Source organism: Nocardioides cavernae (assembly GCF_013410035.1).
GTDB classification, from domain to species: domain Bacteria; phylum Actinomycetota; class Actinomycetes; order Propionibacteriales; family Nocardioidaceae; genus Nocardioides; species Nocardioides cavernae_A.
The window spans coordinates 109,327-126,994 of the sequence record NZ_JACCBW010000006.1; the positions used below are offsets into that span (position 1 = coordinate 109,327).

General features: G+C 72.4%; 22 protein-coding genes. 6 read left to right on the plus strand and 16 right to left on the minus strand.

Annotated features, from left to right (window positions below; translation table 11 throughout):
• Positions 1 to 14 precede the first annotated feature (14 nt).
• The 8 genes from F4692_RS19670 to F4692_RS19705 all read right to left on the minus strand — a co-directional run bounded on the left by F4692_RS19670 (position 15) and on the right by F4692_RS19705 (position 6,067).
• Positions 15 to 719, minus strand: a complete 705-nt coding sequence (locus F4692_RS19670) for a GNAT family N-acetyltransferase (protein WP_179621435.1) — start codon at positions 717 to 719, stop codon at positions 15 to 17.
• On the minus strand, positions 674 to 1,228 hold the full coding sequence (locus tag F4692_RS19675; protein ID WP_179621436.1) for a phosphoribosyltransferase: 555 nt from the start codon (positions 1,226 to 1,228) through the stop codon (positions 674 to 676). Before F4692_RS19675 ends, F4692_RS19670 begins: the two co-directional genes overlap by 46 nt.
• A gap of 74 nt (positions 1,229 to 1,302) precedes the next feature.
• Complete coding sequence (locus F4692_RS19680; protein ID WP_179621437.1) at positions 1,303 to 2,076, minus strand: regulatory protein RecX; 774 nt, start codon at positions 2,074 to 2,076, stop codon at positions 1,303 to 1,305.
• Between the two features lie 128 nt (positions 2,077 to 2,204).
• A complete protein-coding gene (gene recA / locus F4692_RS19685) occupies positions 2,205 to 3,254 on the minus strand; it encodes a recombinase RecA (RefSeq protein WP_179621438.1) in 1,050 nt (349 codons plus the stop codon).
• 209 nt (positions 3,255 to 3,463) lie between these two features.
• Entirely contained in the window at positions 3,464 to 4,717 is a 1,254-nt protein-coding gene (locus F4692_RS19690; RefSeq protein WP_179621439.1) for an MFS transporter, read from the minus strand.
• Positions 4,714 to 4,908, minus strand: coding sequence for a DUF3046 domain-containing protein (locus tag F4692_RS19695; protein ID WP_179621440.1), 195 nt, complete (start codon positions 4,906 to 4,908; stop codon positions 4,714 to 4,716). The genes F4692_RS19690 and F4692_RS19695 overlap by 4 nt, the downstream gene beginning before the upstream one ends.
• Positions 4,905 to 5,531, minus strand: a complete 627-nt coding sequence (locus tag F4692_RS19700; RefSeq protein ID WP_179621441.1) for a class I SAM-dependent methyltransferase — start codon at positions 5,529 to 5,531, stop codon at positions 4,905 to 4,907. The genes F4692_RS19695 and F4692_RS19700 overlap by 4 nt, the downstream gene beginning before the upstream one ends.
• Positions 5,528 to 6,067, minus strand: a complete 540-nt coding sequence (locus F4692_RS19705; protein ID WP_179621442.1) for a DinB family protein — start codon at positions 6,065 to 6,067, stop codon at positions 5,528 to 5,530. The genes F4692_RS19700 and F4692_RS19705 overlap by 4 nt, the downstream gene beginning before the upstream one ends.
• Before the next feature lie 44 nt (positions 6,068 to 6,111).
• On the opposite strand from F4692_RS19705, the gene F4692_RS19710 reads away from it, so the two are divergent.
• Positions 6,112 to 6,591 carry a GNAT family N-acetyltransferase gene (locus F4692_RS19710; protein ID WP_218858805.1) on the plus strand — a complete coding sequence of 160 codons (480 nt, stop codon included), beginning with the start codon at positions 6,112 to 6,114 and terminating at the stop codon, positions 6,589 to 6,591.
• 16 nt (positions 6,592 to 6,607) lie between these two features.
• Complete coding sequence (locus F4692_RS19715) at positions 6,608 to 7,582, plus strand: YihY/virulence factor BrkB family protein (protein ID WP_179621444.1); 975 nt, start codon at positions 6,608 to 6,610, stop codon at positions 7,580 to 7,582.
• 30 nt (positions 7,583 to 7,612) lie between these two features.
• Here F4692_RS19715 and F4692_RS19720 read toward each other — a convergent pair whose 3' ends face one another.
• The 7 genes from F4692_RS19720 to F4692_RS19750 all read right to left on the minus strand — a co-directional run bounded on the left by F4692_RS19720 (position 7,613) and on the right by F4692_RS19750 (position 14,250).
• Complete coding sequence (locus tag F4692_RS19720) at positions 7,613 to 9,241, minus strand: AMP-binding protein (protein ID WP_179621445.1); 1,629 nt, start codon at positions 9,239 to 9,241, stop codon at positions 7,613 to 7,615.
• 52 nt (positions 9,242 to 9,293) lie between these two features.
• Positions 9,294 to 10,100 carry an ABC transporter permease gene (locus F4692_RS19725; protein WP_179621446.1) on the minus strand — a complete coding sequence of 269 codons (807 nt, stop codon included), beginning with the start codon at positions 10,098 to 10,100 and terminating at the stop codon, positions 9,294 to 9,296.
• Complete coding sequence (locus tag F4692_RS19730; protein ID WP_179621447.1) at positions 10,100 to 10,945, minus strand: ABC transporter permease; 846 nt, start codon at positions 10,943 to 10,945, stop codon at positions 10,100 to 10,102. The genes F4692_RS19725 and F4692_RS19730 overlap by 1 nt, the downstream gene beginning before the upstream one ends.
• Positions 10,945 to 11,712 (minus strand): ATP-binding cassette domain-containing protein, encoded by a 768-nt coding sequence (locus F4692_RS19735; protein WP_308645390.1) that lies wholly within the window; start codon positions 11,710 to 11,712, stop codon positions 10,945 to 10,947. The genes F4692_RS19730 and F4692_RS19735 overlap by 1 nt, the downstream gene beginning before the upstream one ends.
• A gap of 199 nt (positions 11,713 to 11,911) precedes the next feature.
• Positions 11,912 to 12,907, minus strand: coding sequence for a homocysteine S-methyltransferase family protein (locus F4692_RS19740; RefSeq protein WP_308645391.1), 996 nt, complete (start codon positions 12,905 to 12,907; stop codon positions 11,912 to 11,914).
• A complete protein-coding gene (locus tag F4692_RS19745) occupies positions 12,793 to 13,086 on the minus strand; it encodes a virulence factor (protein ID WP_179621449.1) in 294 nt (97 codons plus the stop codon). Before F4692_RS19745 ends, F4692_RS19740 begins: the two co-directional genes overlap by 115 nt.
• Positions 13,087 to 13,101: 15 nt before the next feature.
• The gene (locus F4692_RS19750) at positions 13,102 to 14,250 is read right to left on the minus strand and encodes a PQQ-dependent sugar dehydrogenase (protein WP_179621450.1); all 1,149 of its coding nucleotides are present in this window, start codon (positions 14,248 to 14,250) and stop codon (positions 13,102 to 13,104) included.
• Between the two features lie 104 nt (positions 14,251 to 14,354).
• Between F4692_RS19750 and F4692_RS19755 the strand changes: the two genes are divergently transcribed.
• Genes F4692_RS19755 through arr form a run of 3 tightly spaced genes read left to right on the plus strand, consistent with a single transcriptional unit; the run spans position 14,355 to position 16,417 of the window.
• Positions 14,355 to 15,575 (plus strand): glycoside hydrolase family 16 protein, encoded by a 1,221-nt coding sequence (locus tag F4692_RS19755; protein ID WP_179621451.1) that lies wholly within the window; start codon positions 14,355 to 14,357, stop codon positions 15,573 to 15,575.
• A 36-nt stretch (positions 15,576 to 15,611) separates the two neighbouring features.
• Positions 15,612 to 15,965 carry an iron chaperone gene (locus F4692_RS19760; protein ID WP_179621452.1) on the plus strand — a complete coding sequence of 118 codons (354 nt, stop codon included), beginning with the start codon at positions 15,612 to 15,614 and terminating at the stop codon, positions 15,963 to 15,965.
• Positions 15,962 to 16,417 (plus strand): NAD(+)--rifampin ADP-ribosyltransferase, encoded by a 456-nt coding sequence (gene arr / locus F4692_RS19765; RefSeq protein WP_179621453.1) that lies wholly within the window; start codon positions 15,962 to 15,964, stop codon positions 16,415 to 16,417. Before F4692_RS19760 ends, arr begins: the two co-directional genes overlap by 4 nt.
• On the opposite strand, the gene F4692_RS19770 is transcribed toward arr, so the two are convergent.
• Complete coding sequence (locus F4692_RS19770) at positions 16,404 to 16,994, minus strand: GNAT family N-acetyltransferase (protein ID WP_179621454.1); 591 nt, start codon at positions 16,992 to 16,994, stop codon at positions 16,404 to 16,406. The genes arr and F4692_RS19770 overlap by 14 nt on opposite strands.
• A gap of 123 nt (positions 16,995 to 17,117) precedes the next feature.
• On the opposite strand from F4692_RS19770, the gene F4692_RS19775 reads away from it, so the two are divergent.
• Positions 17,118 to 17,561 (plus strand): ferritin-like domain-containing protein, encoded by a 444-nt coding sequence (locus F4692_RS19775; RefSeq protein ID WP_179621455.1) that lies wholly within the window; start codon positions 17,118 to 17,120, stop codon positions 17,559 to 17,561.
• The last annotated feature ends 107 nt before the right edge of the window (positions 17,562 to 17,668 follow it).

Genomic DNA, 17,668 nt, shown 5'->3' on the forward strand with positions numbered 1-17,668 from the left:
CGACGACGGACCGCTCAGCCCAGCACGCGGCGTACGTCGAGGGTGCAGCCGACCACCGTCTCGACCCCGCCGCCTCGCTGGGGCTCGTCGAACCACGTGCCCTGCACGAAGCCCGCCTTGTCGAGGGTCCGCAGGGAGGCGGCGTTGGCGTGGTGGGGAGCGGCGAAGTACGCCGTCGCGTCCGGGAAGCGGTGCCGGGCGCGCCGCATCCAGGTCCACAGGATGCGCGCGCCGAGCCCGCGGCCGACCCAGGCCGGCTCGCCGATCGCGTAGTCGAGGCCAACGGCGTCGGGGTCCGGTGTCAGCAGCGCGAAGTCGGGGTGGTCGCGGATGCGGTAGTCCTGGACGAACCCGATCGAGTGTCCGTTGAGGTCCACGACCCACATCCGGGTGGGCGTGGTGCCGTCGATGCGGGGGCCGTAGCGAGCGACCACACGGTCGAGCGCGGGCTCGGTGTCGTGCCACCACCTGCGCACGTGCTCCGCGGCGAGCCACCGCGAGAGGATCGGCAGGTCACCCCGCGTCATGGCGCGCAGCACGATCCGCTGGTCCGGGTCGACGGCGAACCGCAGCACGTCACCCGACAGGTCGTCGGCGACCGGGTCCCCGGGCACGGTCGTCGCGATGCGCCCGGCCGCGTCGGCCCACGACTCCCCGGCTCGGACGGCCCCGGTCAGCTCGCGTGCGCCGTGACGCACGACGACCGGGACCTGGACCATCCGCGCAGTCTGGCAGCCTCGTGGGCGAGGCCGTCGGGGTCGACCACCGGAGGGAGCACCGACCACGGGAAGTCGATCCACCGGTCGGTCCGACGCCAGGCGTAGTCGGGCTTGATGACCGACTGCGGCTTCTCGTAGATGACGACGGTGCGCGCCTCGGCGACGTGGCCCTCGCAGAACTGGTGGACGAGCTCGAGGGTCCGCCCGGTGTCGGCGACGTCGTCGGCGATGAGGACCCTGAGCCCCGACAGGTCGATCGCCGCGGGCGTCGGCGGCAGCATGATCGGGACCTCGAGCCGCTCGTCGACCCCGGTGTAGAACTCGACGTTGAGCACGGACAGGTTCTTCACCGCGAGCGCGTAGCCCAGTCCCATGCCGAGACCGAGGCCGCCCCGCGCGATGCTGAGGATCATGTCCGGGCGGAACCCGGAGTCGGCCACCTGCTGGGCCAGGTCGCGGGTGGCGGTGCCGAACAGGTCGTAGGTGAGGATTTCGCGCTCGTTGCTCACGAGGCCCATCCCACCAGAGCCGGGACCCGGTGGGAACCGCGGCGTCCGCGCCGCGCTCCGACTCGTGGCGACCGTCACCCGTGGAGGAGGTCGTCGCCCGCCCCGCCGGGGTCGTCGTCGACGTCGTCGCGCTCCCCGAGCGCCTCCCGGACGACCGAGAACGCGAGCCCGGCCGGGTAGCCCTTGCGCGCCAGCAGCCCCGCCAGACGTCGGGTCGCCACCTGCGCGTCGAGCCCGCGCATCGAGCGCATCTTCTTGTCCACGAGCGCCCGCGCAGCCACCCGTTGGTCGGACTCGTCGATCTGCTCGAGCGCCGCAGAGGTGGCCTCGTCGTCGACCCCCTTGCGGCGCAGCTCCTGCTTGAGGGCCATCGGGGCGAGCCCGCGGCTGCGGTGACGGCTCTCGACCCACTGCCGGGCGAACGCGGCGTCGTCGATGAGGCCGACCTCGGTGAAGCGGTCGAGCAGCTGTGCGGCGAGGTCGTCGGGGACGCCTCGCTTCGCCAGCTTGTCCGCGAGCTCCTTGCGGGTGCGCGCCTGGCCCGTGAGGGTGTCGAGCAGGATCTTGCGCGCGACGGCCTCCGGGTCCGCCTCGACCTCGGCCGCGGCAGCCTCCTGGCGCGCGGTGCGCGCGGCCTCGCGCTCCTCCCACGTCCGGGTGCGCGTGCGCTTCTGGCCGCCCGTCGAGCGCGCCTTCCGACCTCGGCGACCGGGATCGGCGGGTGCCCCGGCGGGCCTGTCTGCCGGCGCCTCGGCGGCGGGCCTGGAGGGGGTCTCCCCCACCCACGCCCGCACGCCGAGACCGACGTCGCCGACCCAGTCGGGGGCAGGACGTTGCTCGTCGGTCATCAGGTCTTCCTCACCAGCCGGAGGTCGTGGTGTCGACGCGCGGATCCGGCTTCGCAGGCTCAGCCGGACGCTTGCTCAACCTGATCGAGCCCACGTCGACTCCTCGTGCCTCGGAGTCGACTGCTCGATCAGAAGTCGTTGACGCCGATGGGCTCGTCGCTGAGGTCGTCGGGCACGTCGAGGGCGGGCGTGACACCGAGCTTCTCCAGGATGAGCTTCTCGATCTCGTTGGCGAGGTCGGGGTTGTCGCGCAGGAAGTTGCGCGAGTTCTCCTTGCCCTGGCCGAGCTGGTCGCCCTCGTAGGTGTACCAGGCGCCGGCCTTGCGGATGATGCCCGCCTCGACGCCGACGTCGATCAGGCCGCCCTCACGGCTGATGCCCTTGCCGTACATGATGTCGAACTCGGCCTGCTTGAACGGCGGGGCCACCTTGTTCTTGACGACCTTGACGCGGGTGCGGTTGCCGACCATGTCGGTGCCGTCCTTGAGCGTCTCGATGCGGCGCACGTCGAGGCGCACGGAGGAGTAGAACTTCAGCGCGCGACCACCGGTGGTGGTCTCGGGCGAGCCGAACATGACACCGATCTTCTCGCGGAGCTGGTTGATGAAGATCGCGGTGGTGCCGGCGTTGTTGAGGGCACCGGTCATCTTGCGGAGCGCCTGGCTCATCAGTCGGGCCTGGAGGCCGACGTGGCTGTCACCCATCTCGCCCTCGATCTCGGCGCGGGGCACGAGCGCGGCGACGGAGTCGATGACGATCAGCGACAGCGCACCGGAGCGGATCAGCATGTCGGCGATCTCGAGCGCCTGCTCACCGGAGTCGGGCTGGGACACCAGCAGGGCGTCGGTGTCGACGCCGAGGGCCTTCGCGTACTCCGGGTCGAGCGCGTGCTCGGCGTCGATGAAGGCGACGATGCCGCCGGCTGCCTGGGCGCTCGCCACCGCGTGGAGGGCGACCGTCGTCTTTCCGGAGGACTCCGGACCGTAGATCTCGACCACACGTCCGCGCGGGAGACCACCGAGGCCGAGGGCCACGTCGAGGGCGATCGATCCCGTCGGGATCACCTCGAGCGGGGCACGCGTCTCGTCGCCCAGTCGCATGACCGAGCCCTTGCCGAACTGCTTCTCCACCTGTGCGAGCGCGGCGTCGAGGGCCTTCTCGCGGTCTGCACCAGCCATTGCTGTGTCCCGTCTTGTCGTCGTGTGGTGTGAGGTACGTCTGCGACGCTAGGGCGAGCCACCGACAGTCCCTGATCAGGACGGTCTGACGCTGTGGACAACCTCGCCCCTCGTCGTACCTGTGGATGCACAGTAGCCCGAACAGGTGTTCGATGCGCGCTCCCGCGCGGCGTGTCGCGCTCTGCGTCGCGGCGGCGAGCAGCGCGGCGTCAGTCGCGGGTGCGGACCAGCACGCCGGCGACGACGACGCAGGCCGCCAGCAGCTCGGCGAGCACCGCCAGGGCGGCGTAGCCCCAGGTGCCGACGACGACCCCGGCGAACGCTCCCCCGCCGGCCGCGGTGAGGGCCATGGCCATGTCGGAGGTGCCCTGGACGTCGGTGCGTGCAGCGATCGGCGTGCGGTCGGCGATGACGGTCGACGCGGCCACCGTGGCGAACGACCAGCCCAGGCCGAGCAGGAACAGGCCGGTGAAGATCTCCCACGACGTGCCCTGGGGCGACACCGCGCAGAGCGTCAGCGACACGAGCAGCAGCACGCCGCCGGTGGCGAGGACCGGGCTGCGGCCGAACCGGTCGGCGGCCCACCCGACGACCGGCGAGAACGCGAACATCCCGAGGACGTGGACCGAGATGACGAGTCCGATGACCTCGAGGTGGGCGCCGCCGTGCTCCATGTGGAGCGGCGTCATGATCATGACCGTGACCATCGCGGCGTGCGCCGAGGCCATCCCGACGACGGCCGCACCCACGCCCGGCACCGCGCGGGCCACGCCGACGAAGACCTCCCAGGACCGTCCGCCGGGCTCGAGGCCCGTCGCGGGCACCACGCCGGCAGCCCGCTGGGCGAGCAGCAGCGGGTCCGGGCGCAGTCGCAGCCACACCCAGCCGGCGGCGAGGACCAGCACGACGGCCCCGATGGCGAACCCGCCGGTGAGCTCGGGGATCCCCAGTGATCGCGCCGCGCGGGCGCCGACCCCCGTCAGGTTGGGCCCCGCCACGGCCCCGATGGTGGTGGCCCACACCACGACCGACAGCGCCCGGGCGCGGTGCTCCTCGTCCGCGAGGTCGGTGGCGGCGTAGCGCGAGCCGCTGTTGACGGCCGAGGTCGCCCCGAGCAGCACCGCACCGGCGAGCAGCACGAGCATGGAGCCGACGACACCCGCCAGGACGGCGAGCGCGGCACCGGTGGCGCCGACCAGGTAGCCCGCGACGAGGCCGACGCGGCGCCCGCGGCGGCGCATGACCCGGGCGAGGGCGTACGCCGCAGCCGCCGTCCCGAGGACCTGGAACGTCTGCGCGAGACCCGCGAGCGTCTCGCTGCCGGAGATGTCGCGGGCGAGCAGCGACGCCGTCGCCACGCCGATCGTGACCCCGACGGCCCCGACGGCCTGGGAGACGACGAGGGTGCGGACCGTGTGGCGCTGGACGGCTGCGAGGTCGACCTGCTCGGCGGTGCCGGTCACCGCTCGCTCTCGGGGAGCTCGAGCTGGCGCCGGACGGCGGCCCACACCTGCTTGGGCGGCACGCCTGCGTCGAGCGCCTCCTGGGTGGTCAGGCCGTCGAGGTCGCGGACCACGGTCAGCTCGGCCCAGCTGCGGGAGTAGGCGCGACCGAGCACGTGGTCGAGCCGGTCCCAGAACTCCGTGTGCCTCATGGGTCCAGCCTTCCACGGACCGCCGACACGCCGAGCCACGACTCCTGCTGCGCGCGCGCCCTCAGCGGGTGGACGTTCACGTGCTCCCACCCCGAGCGGCCCACGACGTCGCGGAGCGGCTCGTCCCGCCAGTACGTGAAGTGGCGCGGGCTGCTGACGGAGCCGTGCGTCGACCAGCCCTCCCCGTCGCCCTCCTTGACCGACGCGCAGAGGAAGCCTCCGGGACGGGTGACGTCGGCGAGTCGCGCGAGCACCGTCGCCAGGTCGGGTCGCGCCACGTGGAGCAGGGAGGCGTTGGCCCAGACCACGTCGTACGGACCCTCCGGCGAGGTGAGGTCGTCGGTCAGCGGGTCGAGCAGGTCGCACGCGTGGCCCTGCTCGCGCAGCAGCGCGACGAAGCCGGGCGTGATGTCCGTGCGGCGGACCGTGAACCCGCTCTCCTCGAGCAGCAGCGCGTCACGCCCTCCCCCGGAGCCGATCTCGAGCACCCGGGCGCCGGGGCCCAGCTCGGCGAGGAGCTCCGCGATGGTCGCCCGCACCCAGACGGGTTCAGGCGGGGACGCCTCGGCGTAGGCCGAGGCGTCGAGGTCGTAGGCGCGGACCGTGTCGTCCTGCGAGGTCACGGCAGCGGCGCACCCACGTCGTGGAGGTGGTGCACGACGTCGTGCAGGTGGTAGCTGCCGAGCGACTCGACGGTGAAGACCGAGCCGTCGGACCGCAGCCCGCGGCGGTGCCGCGCGGCGTCGTCGACGGAGGCGTACGCGCCCGCGACGGTGCCGGCCGCCTCGACCAGCGCGAGGGCCACCGCGGCAGGGTCCTGGCTCGCGTAGTCGCTCTCGACCGCCGTGACGTCCTGGTCCCAGTTGGCGAAGGTCGGCTCGTCCTCCTCCAGCATGAGCCGCACCCGCTGGTCGAACAGCACGTGCACGTCGCGCACGTGGGCGGCGTACTCGAGCGCCGACCACACGTCGGGCGACGGGCGGTCGCGGACGTCGTCGCGGCCCAGCACCTCCGACCACGTCGTGGCGGTGACCCCCAGGAGTCGCGGCAGGTCGGTCAGGCCCTGGGCGGCGGGGTCGAAGCCGCACTCCGGGCACGGTCTCTCCAGCACCCACGTCCAGTCCTTGGTGTCGGGGACGATCGGGTCCGCGTCTGTCATGCCCGTCATCCAACCGAGCCGACGCGACCGGGACAATGCGTGGAATGGACATCCGTCGCGCACTTCCCGCCGACCTCGACGCCGTGTCGGCGATCTACGGCCGGGAGGCGCTGGAGGGGCACGCGACGTTCGACGTCGAGCCCCGGCCGATGGCGGTGTGGCAGGAGAAGCTGGCCGGTGACGACCACTTCCTGGTCGCCGAGCACGACGGGGAGGTCGTCGGCTACGCCACCTCGGGGCCCTACCGGCCGAAGCCGGCCTACGGCCGCACGCGGGAGAGCACCGTCTACGTCGCGCCGGGGCACCAGGGACTGGGCGTCGGACGGGCGCTGTACGACGTCCTGCTCGCCGCGCTCGCCGACGACGGCGTGCACCTGGTCGTCGCCGCCGTGGCCCTGCCCAACCCCGGGAGCCTCGCCCTGCACCGGGCGTGCGGCTTCGAGGAGGTCGGGACCATGCGCGAGGTGGGCCGCAAGCACGACCGGTGGATCGACGTCATGTGGCTGCAGCGGGTGCTCGACTGACCCGTAGGGTGCGCGCATGACGACCGCCCGCACCGTCCCGGTGACCACCGAGATGGACGGCGACGAGCTCGACGCCGAGGACGCTTGGCACCTCGCCCGCCACCACGGGCTGCGGCGCGTCCTCGTCGAGTCGGCGGTGCGGTTCCGCTACGGCGACGGCTTCACCAACAGCCGCGCCCTGGCCCTCCAGACCTGCCTCGCCGTGGTGCCGTTCCTCCTCGCGGTGATGGGCCTGGCCGCGGACATCGACGACGAGCGGCCCTCGCGGGTCGTCGCGGAGACGGTGAACGCGATCTCCCCCGCCACCGGCGACGACTCCGTGGTGGACGCGCTGGCGTCCGGGTCGGAGCAGTCGGGCGAGCTCGCCCTGGTCCTGGGCCTCGTCTTCGCCCTGCTGTCGATGACGACGGCCATGGCACAGGTCGAGCGGGGCAGCAACCGCATCTACGGCATCCGCCGCGACCGGCCGGCCCTCCACAAGTACGGCCGGGCCGCGGTCTTCACCGTCGTGCTCGCGGGCCCCGTGGGGCTGGGCTTCCTCGCCCTGGTCGCGGGTGGTGCGTTCGGTGACGCGATGGTCGCGGAGTACGGCTGGTCCGAGGCGACCCACCGCGCCTGGGACTGGGGCCGCTGGCCGTTGGGCCTCGTGGCGCTGGTGGTCGCGATCGCGGTGCTCTTCGACCACGCGCCGAGGCGGCGCCAGCCCGCGCTGTCCTGGCTCGCCCTCGGGTCGGGCGTCACGGTGCTGGGTAGCATGGCCGCAGCGGCCGGGCTGGCGGCGTACGTCACGCTGAGCGGCTCGTTCAGCAGCACCTACGGCCCGCTCGCCGGGGTGTTCGCGCTGCTGCTGTGGAGCCTGCTGTCGTCGATCTCGCTGTTCTTCGGCGTCGCGGTCTGCGCGCAGCTCGAGGCGCTGCGCGCGGGCGAGGAGGCGCCCGCCTACGACGACCCCGGGCGACCGCACAGCCGCGTCGTCGACGACCTGGGCTGACGCTCCGGACCGGTGACGGCGGGGGCCGCGTCAGGCCAGCCCGAGCTCCTTCGTCGACACCTCGCGCATCTCGACCTTGCGGACCTTGCCGGTGACGGTCATCGGGAACTCCTCGACGACCATCACGTAGCGCGGCACCTTGTAGTGCGCGAGCCGGCCGCTGGCGTACGCCCGCACGGCGTCCGCGTCGAGCGGCTCGGCGCCCGGCCGCATCCGCAGCCACGCACAGAGCTCCTCGCCGTACTTCGCGTCCGGCACCCCGACCACCTGGACGTCCTCGATGTCTGGGTGGGTGTAGAGGAACTCCTCGATCTCGCGCGGGTAGATGTTCTCCCCGCCGCGGATCACCATGTCCTTGATCCGCCCCGTGATCTCCACGAAGCCGTCGTCGGCCATCACGCCGAGGTCCCCGGTGTGCATCCAGCCGTCGGCGTCGATCGCCTCGGCGGTCTTCTCCGGCTCGTCCCAGTAGCCGAGCATCACCGAGTAACCGCGGGTGCAGAACTCGCCGGCTTCGCCCCGCGGCATCGTCTCCCCGGTGACCGGGTCGGCGATCTTGACCTCGAGGTGGGGACAGACCCGCCCCACGGTGCCGACCTTGTGGTCGAACGAGTCGTCGGTGCGGGTCTGCATGGAGACCGGTGACGTCTCGGTCATGCCGTAGGCGATCGTCATCTCCTCGATCCCGCTCTCGATGAGCTTCTTCATCATCTCGGCGGGGCACGGCGAGCCCGCCATGATCCCGGTGCGCACCGAGGTCAGGTCGTAGGAGCCGAGGTCGGGCAGCGCCCACTCGGCGATGAACATCGTGGGCACCCCGTAGAGCGACGTGCAGGCCTCGTCCGCCACCGCCCTCAGGGTCAGTGCGGGGTCGAAGCCCGGTGCCGGGATCACCATCGTGGCGCCGTGCGAGGAGCACGCGAGGTTGCCCATCACCATCCCGAAGCAGTGGTAGAAGGGCACCGGGATGCACACCCGGTCCTCCTCGGTGTAGCGGCAGACCTCCCCCACGAGGTAGCCGTTGTTGAGGATGTTGCGGTGGCTGAGGGTCGCGCCCTTGGGGAAACCGGTCGTGCCGGAGGTGTACTGGATGTTGATCGGGTCCTCCGGCGCGAGCGAGGCCGAGCGTGCGGCGAGGTCGTCGGCGGAGACACCCTCGCCGGCGGCGAGCAGGCCGGCCCAGCTGTCGTCGTCGTCGAGGTAGACGGTGCGCTCCAGGCCGGGCACGTCCGCGGCGGTCGCCTCCACCATCGAGCGGTAGTCGCTGGTCCGGAACGAGGTCGCGCTGATGAGCATCCGCATGCCCGACTGCTGGACGACGTAGGAGAACTCGTGCGTGCGGTAGGCGGGGTTGACGTTGACCAGGATCGCGCCGACCTTCGCGGTCGCGAACTGGACCAGGGTCCACTCGGCGCTGTTGGGACCCCAGATGCCCACCCGGTCGCCCTGCGCGATGCCGACGCCCATGAGCCCGCGGGCCACGTCGTCGACGGCGGCGTCCAGCTCCGACCAGGTCCACCGCCGGCCCGACGCGCACTCGACGAGCGCCTCGCGGTCGCCGTACGTCGCCACCGTGCGCTCGAGGTTCGCGCCGATCGTCTCCTCCAGCAGCGCCGGAGTGGTCTCGCCCTTGGCGTAGGAGCTGGCGTAGGAGTCCATCCCGGCAACCTAGGACGGCCCTCGCCGCGTTGGCCAGAGGTTGGTCCGGGGCTCAGGTGAGCAGCAGCGCGTCCAGCCGTCGGCGTACGACCAGCAGCCCGATCACACCCATCACGACGAGGTAGACGACGGAGACCGCCGACTCCCACGTCACGAAGCCCGTGGTGAGCTCCCGGCACAGCACGACGCCCCGGTAGAGGGGCGTCGCCTCGACGACCCAGCGCAGCACACCGTCGCCGAACGCCTCGACGGGGAAGAACGTCGCGGAGAAGAGGAACAGCGGCATCTGGGCGAGCGTGATCTTGTCGAAGTCCTGCCAGCTCTTCATCCAGGTCGTCAGCGCCATGCACACCGCCGAGAAGGCGAACGCGATGAGCACCGCGGCCGGCAGCGCGAGCACCGCCCACCACGAGTCGACGAGCCCCATCGCGAGCATCACCAGCAGGAACGCCGCCGAGTAGACGGACCCGCGGATCAGTCCCCACGCGATCTCACCGCGGGCGATGTCGCCCGTCGAGAGCGGGGTGGCGAGCATCTGGTCGTAGAGCTTCTCGTACCTGAGCTTGAAGAACACGTTGAACGTGCTGTCCATCAGTGCGCCGTTGAAGGCGGAGGTGGCGAGCATCGCGGGTGCGACGAACGCCGCGTACGGCACCTGCTCGCCGTGGAAGTCGAACGTGTCGATGAGCTGGCCGACGCCGATGCCGATCGAGAAGAGGTAGAGCACCGGCTCGAGGAAACCGGTGAGGAAGAGCTTCCACGCCGACCTGTAGACGATGAAGTTGCGCAGCACCAGCAGCCGGGCCGCGCCGGCAGGCGACATGGGCGCGGGGATCGCGACCTGTCCGAGGGCGGCCATCAGACCTCCAGCCGCTTGTCGAGACCGGTGACCGCCCAGCGCCAGTCGAGCAGGCAGAGCACCACGAGGACGCCGGCGTTGACGGTCGCCAGCGACCAGTCGACCGTGTCGAGGCAGAACATCCGCGACAGCGACACACCGTGCCACAGCGGGGTCAGCCGGGCCGCCCACTCCAGGACCGGCCCGAGGTTGGCGATGGGGAAGAACGCCCCGGAGAACAGCGTCAGCGGCATCACGCCCAGGCGGAAGAGGACCCCGAAGCCCTCCTCCGACCTCAACCTCGCGGAGTAGCCGAAGGTCAGCACGGCGAACGCGGTGCCGACCAGGACCTGCGAGAGCCAGGCGAGCAGCGGCCCCCACCAGCTCTCGAAGACGCCGAACGGAGCCAGCACGAGCATGAAGACCCCGCACGCGGTCGCGACCCGCACCACGACGAAGGCGATGAACGCGTTGACGAGGTCGCGCACGGCGAGGGGCGTGGCGAGCTGGGCGAAGAACGTCTTGTGCCACTTGATGGCACCCATGACGGGGTAGGTGGACTCGCTCACGGCGATCTGCATCGCGTGCGCGGCGACGAGGCCCGGGACGATGAAGGCGAGGTAGGAGGTCGCGCCCTCGAGGGTGTCGGGGTCGGCGTCGATGAAGCCGCCGAGCAGCACGCCCATGGCGACGACGTAGAACAGCGGCGCCGCGAACGAGCTGATCACTCCCCCGCGCCAGGTGCGCTTGTAGACCGTCAGCCAGTAGTCGTACTGCCGGGCCAGGCCCTCCCACACCGACAGCGCCCCGGTCGGGCGTGCGGCGGGGCGTGCGGTGGACGAGGTGGTCGTCGTGTCGGCCGCCATCAGTCGGCCAGGCTCCGGCCGGTGAGACGCAGGAAGACGTCCTCGAGGGTGGAGCGGCGCACCAGCGTGGCCAGCGGGTGCAGGCCACGCTCCAGCACGGCGGTCACGACGTCCTCCCCGTGGTCGCTGTAGACGAGGAGACGGTCGGGCAGCACCTCCACCCGCTCACCGAGGTCCTCCACCTTCCCCGCGAGGGCCTCGTGCTCGCCGACGCCGAAGCGGAGCTCGGCGACCTCGCGGGTCGAGTGGGCGTCGATGAGCTCGCGCGGCGACCCCTCCGCGGCGATGAGGCCCTTGTCCATCACGACGAGACGGTCGCAGAGCTGTCCGGCCTCGTCCATGTAGTGCGTGGTGATGACGAGCGTGACCCCGGCCTGCTTGAGCCGGAAGAGCTGGTCCCACAGGACGTGCCGGGCCTGGGGGTCGAGCCCGGTGGTCGGCTCGTCGAGCAGCAGCACGTCGGGGTTGTTGATGAGGCTGCGCGCGATGGTGAGGCGCCGCTTCATGCCGCCGGAGAGGTCCTCGACCTTCGCCCTGGCCTTCTCGGTGATCTGCGCGAACTCCAGGAGCTCGTGGGCGCGCTGCTTGCAGGTCGCGCGGTCGATGCCGAAGTAGCGGCCGTAGATGTAGAGGTTGTCGAAGACGTTGAGCTCGTTGTCGAGCGTGTCCTCCTGCGGGCACACGCCGAGGCGGCCGCGGATGGCCGGGCCGTCGGTCGCGGGATCCATCCCGAGGATCCGGAGCTCGCCGGCCGTCACCGGGCTCACCGAGGCGATCATCCGCATTCGTGCTGGACTTGCCGGCGCCGTTGGGTCCGAGGAAGCCGAACGCCTCTCCCCTGCGCACGTCGACGTCGATGCCCTTCACGGCCTCGAAGTCACCGAACGACTTGCGGAGCCCGCGCGCCGAGATCATGGATTCCGTCACGTGGCAGGACCCTAGTTCAGCGCGCGCGTCCGGCGGGGATCAGCGCCCGGCGAGCGCGGTCCGCATCGCCTCGACGTGCGCGGGCGTCGAGCCGCAGCACCCGCCGACGAGGTCGATGCCGAGGGCCGCCAGCCGCTCGGCGTGCGCAGCCATGTCGGCCGCGGTGGCGTCGTACTCGAAGTGGTCGCCGACGACGTGGGGCAGGCCGGCGTTGGACTGCGCGACCAGCAGCAGGCCGTCGGGTCGTGCGTCGACCATCTCGGCGGCGATGACCTCCATCTCACCGGGACCGCGACCGCAGTTGGCCCCCACCGCGTCGGCCCCGGCGGCGGCCAGGTGCGTGACCGCGTCGGCCGGGCGTACGCCCATCATCGTGCGGAGGTTGGTGTCGAAGCTCAGGGTGACCACGACCGGCAGGTCCGGGGCGACCTCGCGCGCGGCGGCCAGCGCCGCGTCGGCCTCCCCGAGGTCGCTCAGGGTCTCGACGAGGACGAGGTCGATGCCGCCGTCGAGGAGCCCGCGCAGCTGCTCGGCGAAGAGCGCCTGTGCCTCCTCCGGCGACATCGCGCCGAGCGGCGCGAGCAGCTCGCCGGTCGGGCCGAGGTCGCCGGCGACGAGCAGGCCGCGTCCGTCGGCGACGGACCGGGCGACCTGCGCCGCGACCCGGTTGACCTCGTCGATCCTGTCGCCGAGGCCGTGCATGTCGAGGCGCGGTCGGGTGCCGCCGAAGGTGTTGGTGGTCAGGATGCGCGCGCCGGCGTCGGCGTACGCCGTGTGCGCGGCCCGGATGGCGTCGGGGTCCTGCAGGTTCCACAGCTCGCCCGGAGCGCCGTCCTCGAGGCCGCTGTCCTGCAGCAGCGTGCCCATGGCGCCGTCGAGCAGGACGGGTCGGGCGTCGCCGAGGAGGGCCGCGAGGCGGTTCAGGACGTCAACCCGTCGAGGTAGGCGGCGAGGCGCGAGGCGGGCCACTGGGCGTCGAGGTCGGCCGCCACGCGGTCCAGCACGTCGGCGGGGCTGCCGTCGGCAGCGGTCCACGGGGAGCGGGTCCAGCCGTCGAGGTAGTCGTCGGCGCCGGTGTCGCCGAGGCGCATCGCGGCCTCGTCGATGGCTTCCTGGAACCTCGCCGCGAGCTGCACCTTGGCGGTCTCGTCACCGGCTCGGGCGGCGACCATCGAGGGGAGGTCGCGCCAGAGCGTCACCTGGTACTCCGTCACGGCACCGAGCCTAGGTCAGGCCGGGGTCAGTCGCAGGAGGCGTCCAGCCCCGGCGTCCTCCAGCAGCCAGATCGCACCGTCAGGCCCCTCCTCGACCGCCCGGATCCGCTGCCCGAGTTCGTACACCTCGGCGGCGCCGGCCTCCACGCCGTCGAGGTCGACGCGGACCAGCGCCTCGCCCGAGAGCGCCCCGAGGAACGCGTCACCGCGCCAGTCCTCGAACATCTCGCCGGAGTGGATCATCAGGCTGCCGGGCGAGATGCTCGGGTCCCACGACCGCGCCGGCGCGGTGAAGCCGTCCCCCTCCGCGTGGTCGGGGATCTCGCCGCCGCCGTAGTCGCTGCCGTTGCTCACCTCCGGCCAGCCGTAGTTGGCCCCCGGCTCCACGACGTTGAGCTCGTCACCACCCTCCGGACCCATCTCCGAGGACCACAGGGTGCCGTCGGGGGCGTGCTCGAGCCCGAGCGGGTTGCGGTGGCCCCAGCTCCAGACCTCCGCGGCGGTGCCGCCCTCGTCCGCGAGCGGGTTGCCCGGAGCCGGGGCGCCGTCGAGCGTCAGCCGGACGATCGTGCCGAGGGTGTTCGAGGTGTCCTGGGCCGGCTCGCCGAGCTGCCGGTCGCCGGAGGAGACGAAGAGGTGCTCGCCGTCGGGCGAGAACGCCAGCCGGTGTCCGAAGTGCCCACTGCCGGCGACCTTGGGCGTCTGTCGCCAGACGACCTCGAGGTCGACCAGGGCAGGCCGCTCGCCGGAGGTGTCCAGCCGAGCACGGCCGACCGCGGCGCCGACGCCGCCCTCGCCGGCCTCGGCCCAGCTCAGGTAGACCATCGCGTCGTCCGCGTGGGTCGGGCCCGGCAGGACGTCACCGAGCCCGCCCTGACCGGCGTCGACCACCTCGGGGGTCCCGTCCACCTCGACGCGCTCACCCGTGCCACCGTCGCGCAGGTGGAGCTCACCGGTGCGCTCGGTGACGAGCAGGTCGCCGTCGGGGAGGAACGCCATCGCCCACGGCTCGTCGAACCGGTCGACCTCCTCGACGGCGAACGGCCAGCCCGCGTCGTCCTCGCCGGTGGCGGGTCCGAGCCCGCCCGAGGACGCGGTGTCGGCGGAGCACGCGGTCGCGGCGACCGCCAGCAGGCCGGCCACGGCGGCCGCGAGTCGCTTCATGGACCCATCCTGCGCGACGGCCACAACCGCTCGGGTCCCGCGCGCGTCACACCCGCGAACGCCCTCGTCGGGGTGCTCACCCACCTCGACAGGAAGACCACCCCATGCCGGCCCGCCGACTCCTCACCCGTGGCGCCCTCGCGCTGATCGTCCCTGCAGCCCTCGTCCCCGTCGTGGGACCCGCGTCCGCCGACGGCACCGATGCCCCGACCGATCCGCCCGGCGTGCCGACCGACGTCTCCTCCGTGACGCGGCCGCACCAGCGGATCTCCCTGCAGGCGCTCCCCCGGATCGTCCAGCCCGGTGGCCGGGTCGCCGCGGCGGACGACGCCCGGGCGGCGGTCGTGGCCACCCTGCGACCGGTCACGCCCGGGCGGCGGGTCCAGGTCCAGGTGCGGCGCGGCGAGACGTGGGAGGTGCTCGCCACGCGCCGTCAGGACCTGCGCGGCCGCGCCCAGTTCGCCGTACCGGCTGCCGAGGCGGGCCATCCGCTGACCTACCGCGTGCGGGCGATGGCGTCCGGGAGCCTCCGACCGCTCTCGAGCCGACCCGTCAGCACGGCCCGCTGGCAGCACCCCGCGTGGACCGACGAGTTCGGGGGCGACCGCCTCGGGCCGGAGTGGAGCCACCGCGGCCGTGACTACGTCCCCACCTCGCGCCGCACCTGCGCCAAGGGCGACCCGAGCGCCGTCAGCGTCGGCGGAGGAGCGGTGCGGCTGAGCGTGGTCGTCGACCCGGACGCGACCGGCCGGTGCCGGATCCGTGGTCGCGACCAGGCGCCCGGCAGGCACGCCTACCGGCTCAACGGGCACATCGGCACCGAGGGCGCGTTCGGCTTCAGGTACGGCGTCGCCGCCGCGCGCGTGAAGTTCCACCGCCTGCGCGGCCAGCACGGCGCGTTCTGGCTGCAGCCCGTCGCCGGCATGTACCCCGGCGCCGCGGGGAGCGAGATCGACGTGGTCGAGTACTTCGGCGACCGCCACCCCCAGGGAGGGCTCGCGACCTTCATGCACCGCTACGAGGGCAAGCGACGCGTCTCCGCCGGGGGGTGGATCCCGGACTCGCGCTCCTACCTGCAGGGTCGGTGGGACGGCTGGTCGAAGAACTATCACGTCTTCTCGGTGGAGTGGCGCCCGCGGCTGGTGGTCTTCCGCATCGACGGCAAGGAGACGGGCCGGATGCGCGGTCGCGGCGTGTCGGACGTGCGGCAGTTCCCGATCCTGAGCCTGCTCGCCGCGGACTACGAGGTCCCGAGGATCGCCGACGCGCGCCTGCCGCAGCACATGTACGTCGACTGGGTGCGAGTGTGGGAGACGAACGGCTGAGACCCACGCGGCTGCCGCGTTTGCGACACTGGACGGATGAGCCCCCCAGGCGCCGAGGCCGTCGACGCGTACGTCGCGCAGTTCCCGCCCGAGGTGCAGGACCGCCTGACCCGGCTGCGCCACGTCATCCTCGAGCACCTGCCCGGGGGCGAGGAGACGATCCGCTACGACATGCCGGCCGTGATGGTCGGTGCGCGCTACGGCCTGCACTTCGCCGGGTGGAAGAAGCACGTCGCCCTCTACCCCGTGCCGCGCCTCGACGAGCCGCTGGAGTCCCGGGTCTCGCCCTACCGGACCGGGCAGGACACGGTGCGCTTCCTGCACAGCAGGGACCTGCCCTACGAGCTGGTCGGCGAGATCTGCGACCACGTGGCGGCGCTGCGACGATGAGCGACGATGCCCGCGTGCCGGTGACCTACGAGCACCACGACCACGTGTCGGGCCCGTTCCTCCACGGGACCAAGGCGGTGCTGCGCCCCGGCGACGAGCTCGTCGTTGGCCACTCCTCCAACTTCGAGGAGGGGCGGGTGATGAACCACGTCTACTTCACCACCCTCGAGAGCACCGCGGCGTGGGGGGCGCAGCTCTCGGCTGCCCTGGCCGGGCTCGAGTCACGCGGCCACGTCTATGCGGTCGAGCCGCTGGGGCCGTTCGAGGACGACCCCAACGTCACCGACAAGCGCTTCCCGGGCAACCCGACGGAGTCCTACCGGACCCGCCACCCGCTCCGCGTGCTGCACGAGGTGCAGGACTGGCGGCCGCACGACCGCGAGACGCTCGGGACCATGCTCGACAACCTCGCACGGCTCCGCGAGCAGGGCCTGGACGTCATCGAGGACTGAGCTCGCGGCGCACCACCCGGCGCCGCAGGGTGGGCGAGGCGACCACCTCGTAGCCGGCCTCCAGGAACACCTGCAGCAGACCGACCGACGCCTCGTCCCAGATCACCGTCCTGCCCGGCGGCGGCTCCATCGGGTACCCCTCCAGCACCCGCGCCCCCACCTGCCGGCCGTACTCCACGGTGGCGTGCGCGAGCTCGTAGGTCAGCCCTGCCTTGCGCCAGCCCTTCCGCACCACGAAGCAGGTCACCGACCACACGCCCTCGAGCTGGGGGTCCATCCGCATCCACCCCTGCTTGCGGCTCCACAGGCGTGGGTAGTCCTCCCGCGGCTCGACCGCCACCCAGGCCGCGGCCTCGCCGTCGACGTACCCGATCAGCCCCGACGTCGGCCCGTCCGTGCCGCAGGCCGTCTGCTCGACGAGTGCCGCCTCGCGCTGCTGCTGGCTGGTGTCGCGCCAGATCCAGCCCGGCACCTTGTAGGCCTGGCAGCGGCACCTGCTCGCCGTGCCGGTGCCGAACACGGACTCGATGTCCTCGGGCGTGGCCTCGTTGGCGGGACGCCAGGTGAACTCGGACATGTCCCGACCGTAGTCCCGCCGGGCATCCCCACGGGTGATTCGCCGTCGCGAGCTGTCGGGGAGGGTGGAGCGGCCGGCCGGGACGACCGGCCGGGACGACCACCACCACACGAAGGAGCGCACATGTCTGATGACGCCAAGGCCGCCAAGGAGCTCGTCGAGACCCTGAAGGACGGCGAGCGCGGTTTCGCGGAGGCGGCCGAGAAGCTCCGCGACGGCGAGCACCCCGAGTGGGCCACCACCTTGCAGCGGCTCTCCGAGCAGCGGGCCGGGTTCTGGCGCGAGATCGTCGACATGGGGCACGCGTACGGCGACGACGTCGACGAGAGCGGCACCGTGGCGGCGGCCGTCCACCGGGGCTGGATCGCGCTGAAGGACGCGCTCACCGGCGACGACGCCGAGGCCGTCCTCAAGGCGGCCGTGACCGGCGAGGACCACGCCGTCTCGGAGTACGACGACGCCGTGGAGATGGACCTCAGCGCGGGCTTCCGCGAGGTCGTCGTGCGCCAGCGGGCCGCGGTCGTGGCCGCTCGCGACGAGGTGAAGGCGCTGCAGGCCGCGTCCTAGCTGTAGTTCCCTCAGAGGTTGTGAACGAGAAGTTGTAGACGAGTAGCGAGGACCTCCAGTACGGAGGGGGTTACCACACCAACCCACCTACTGGAGGTCCTCGTGAC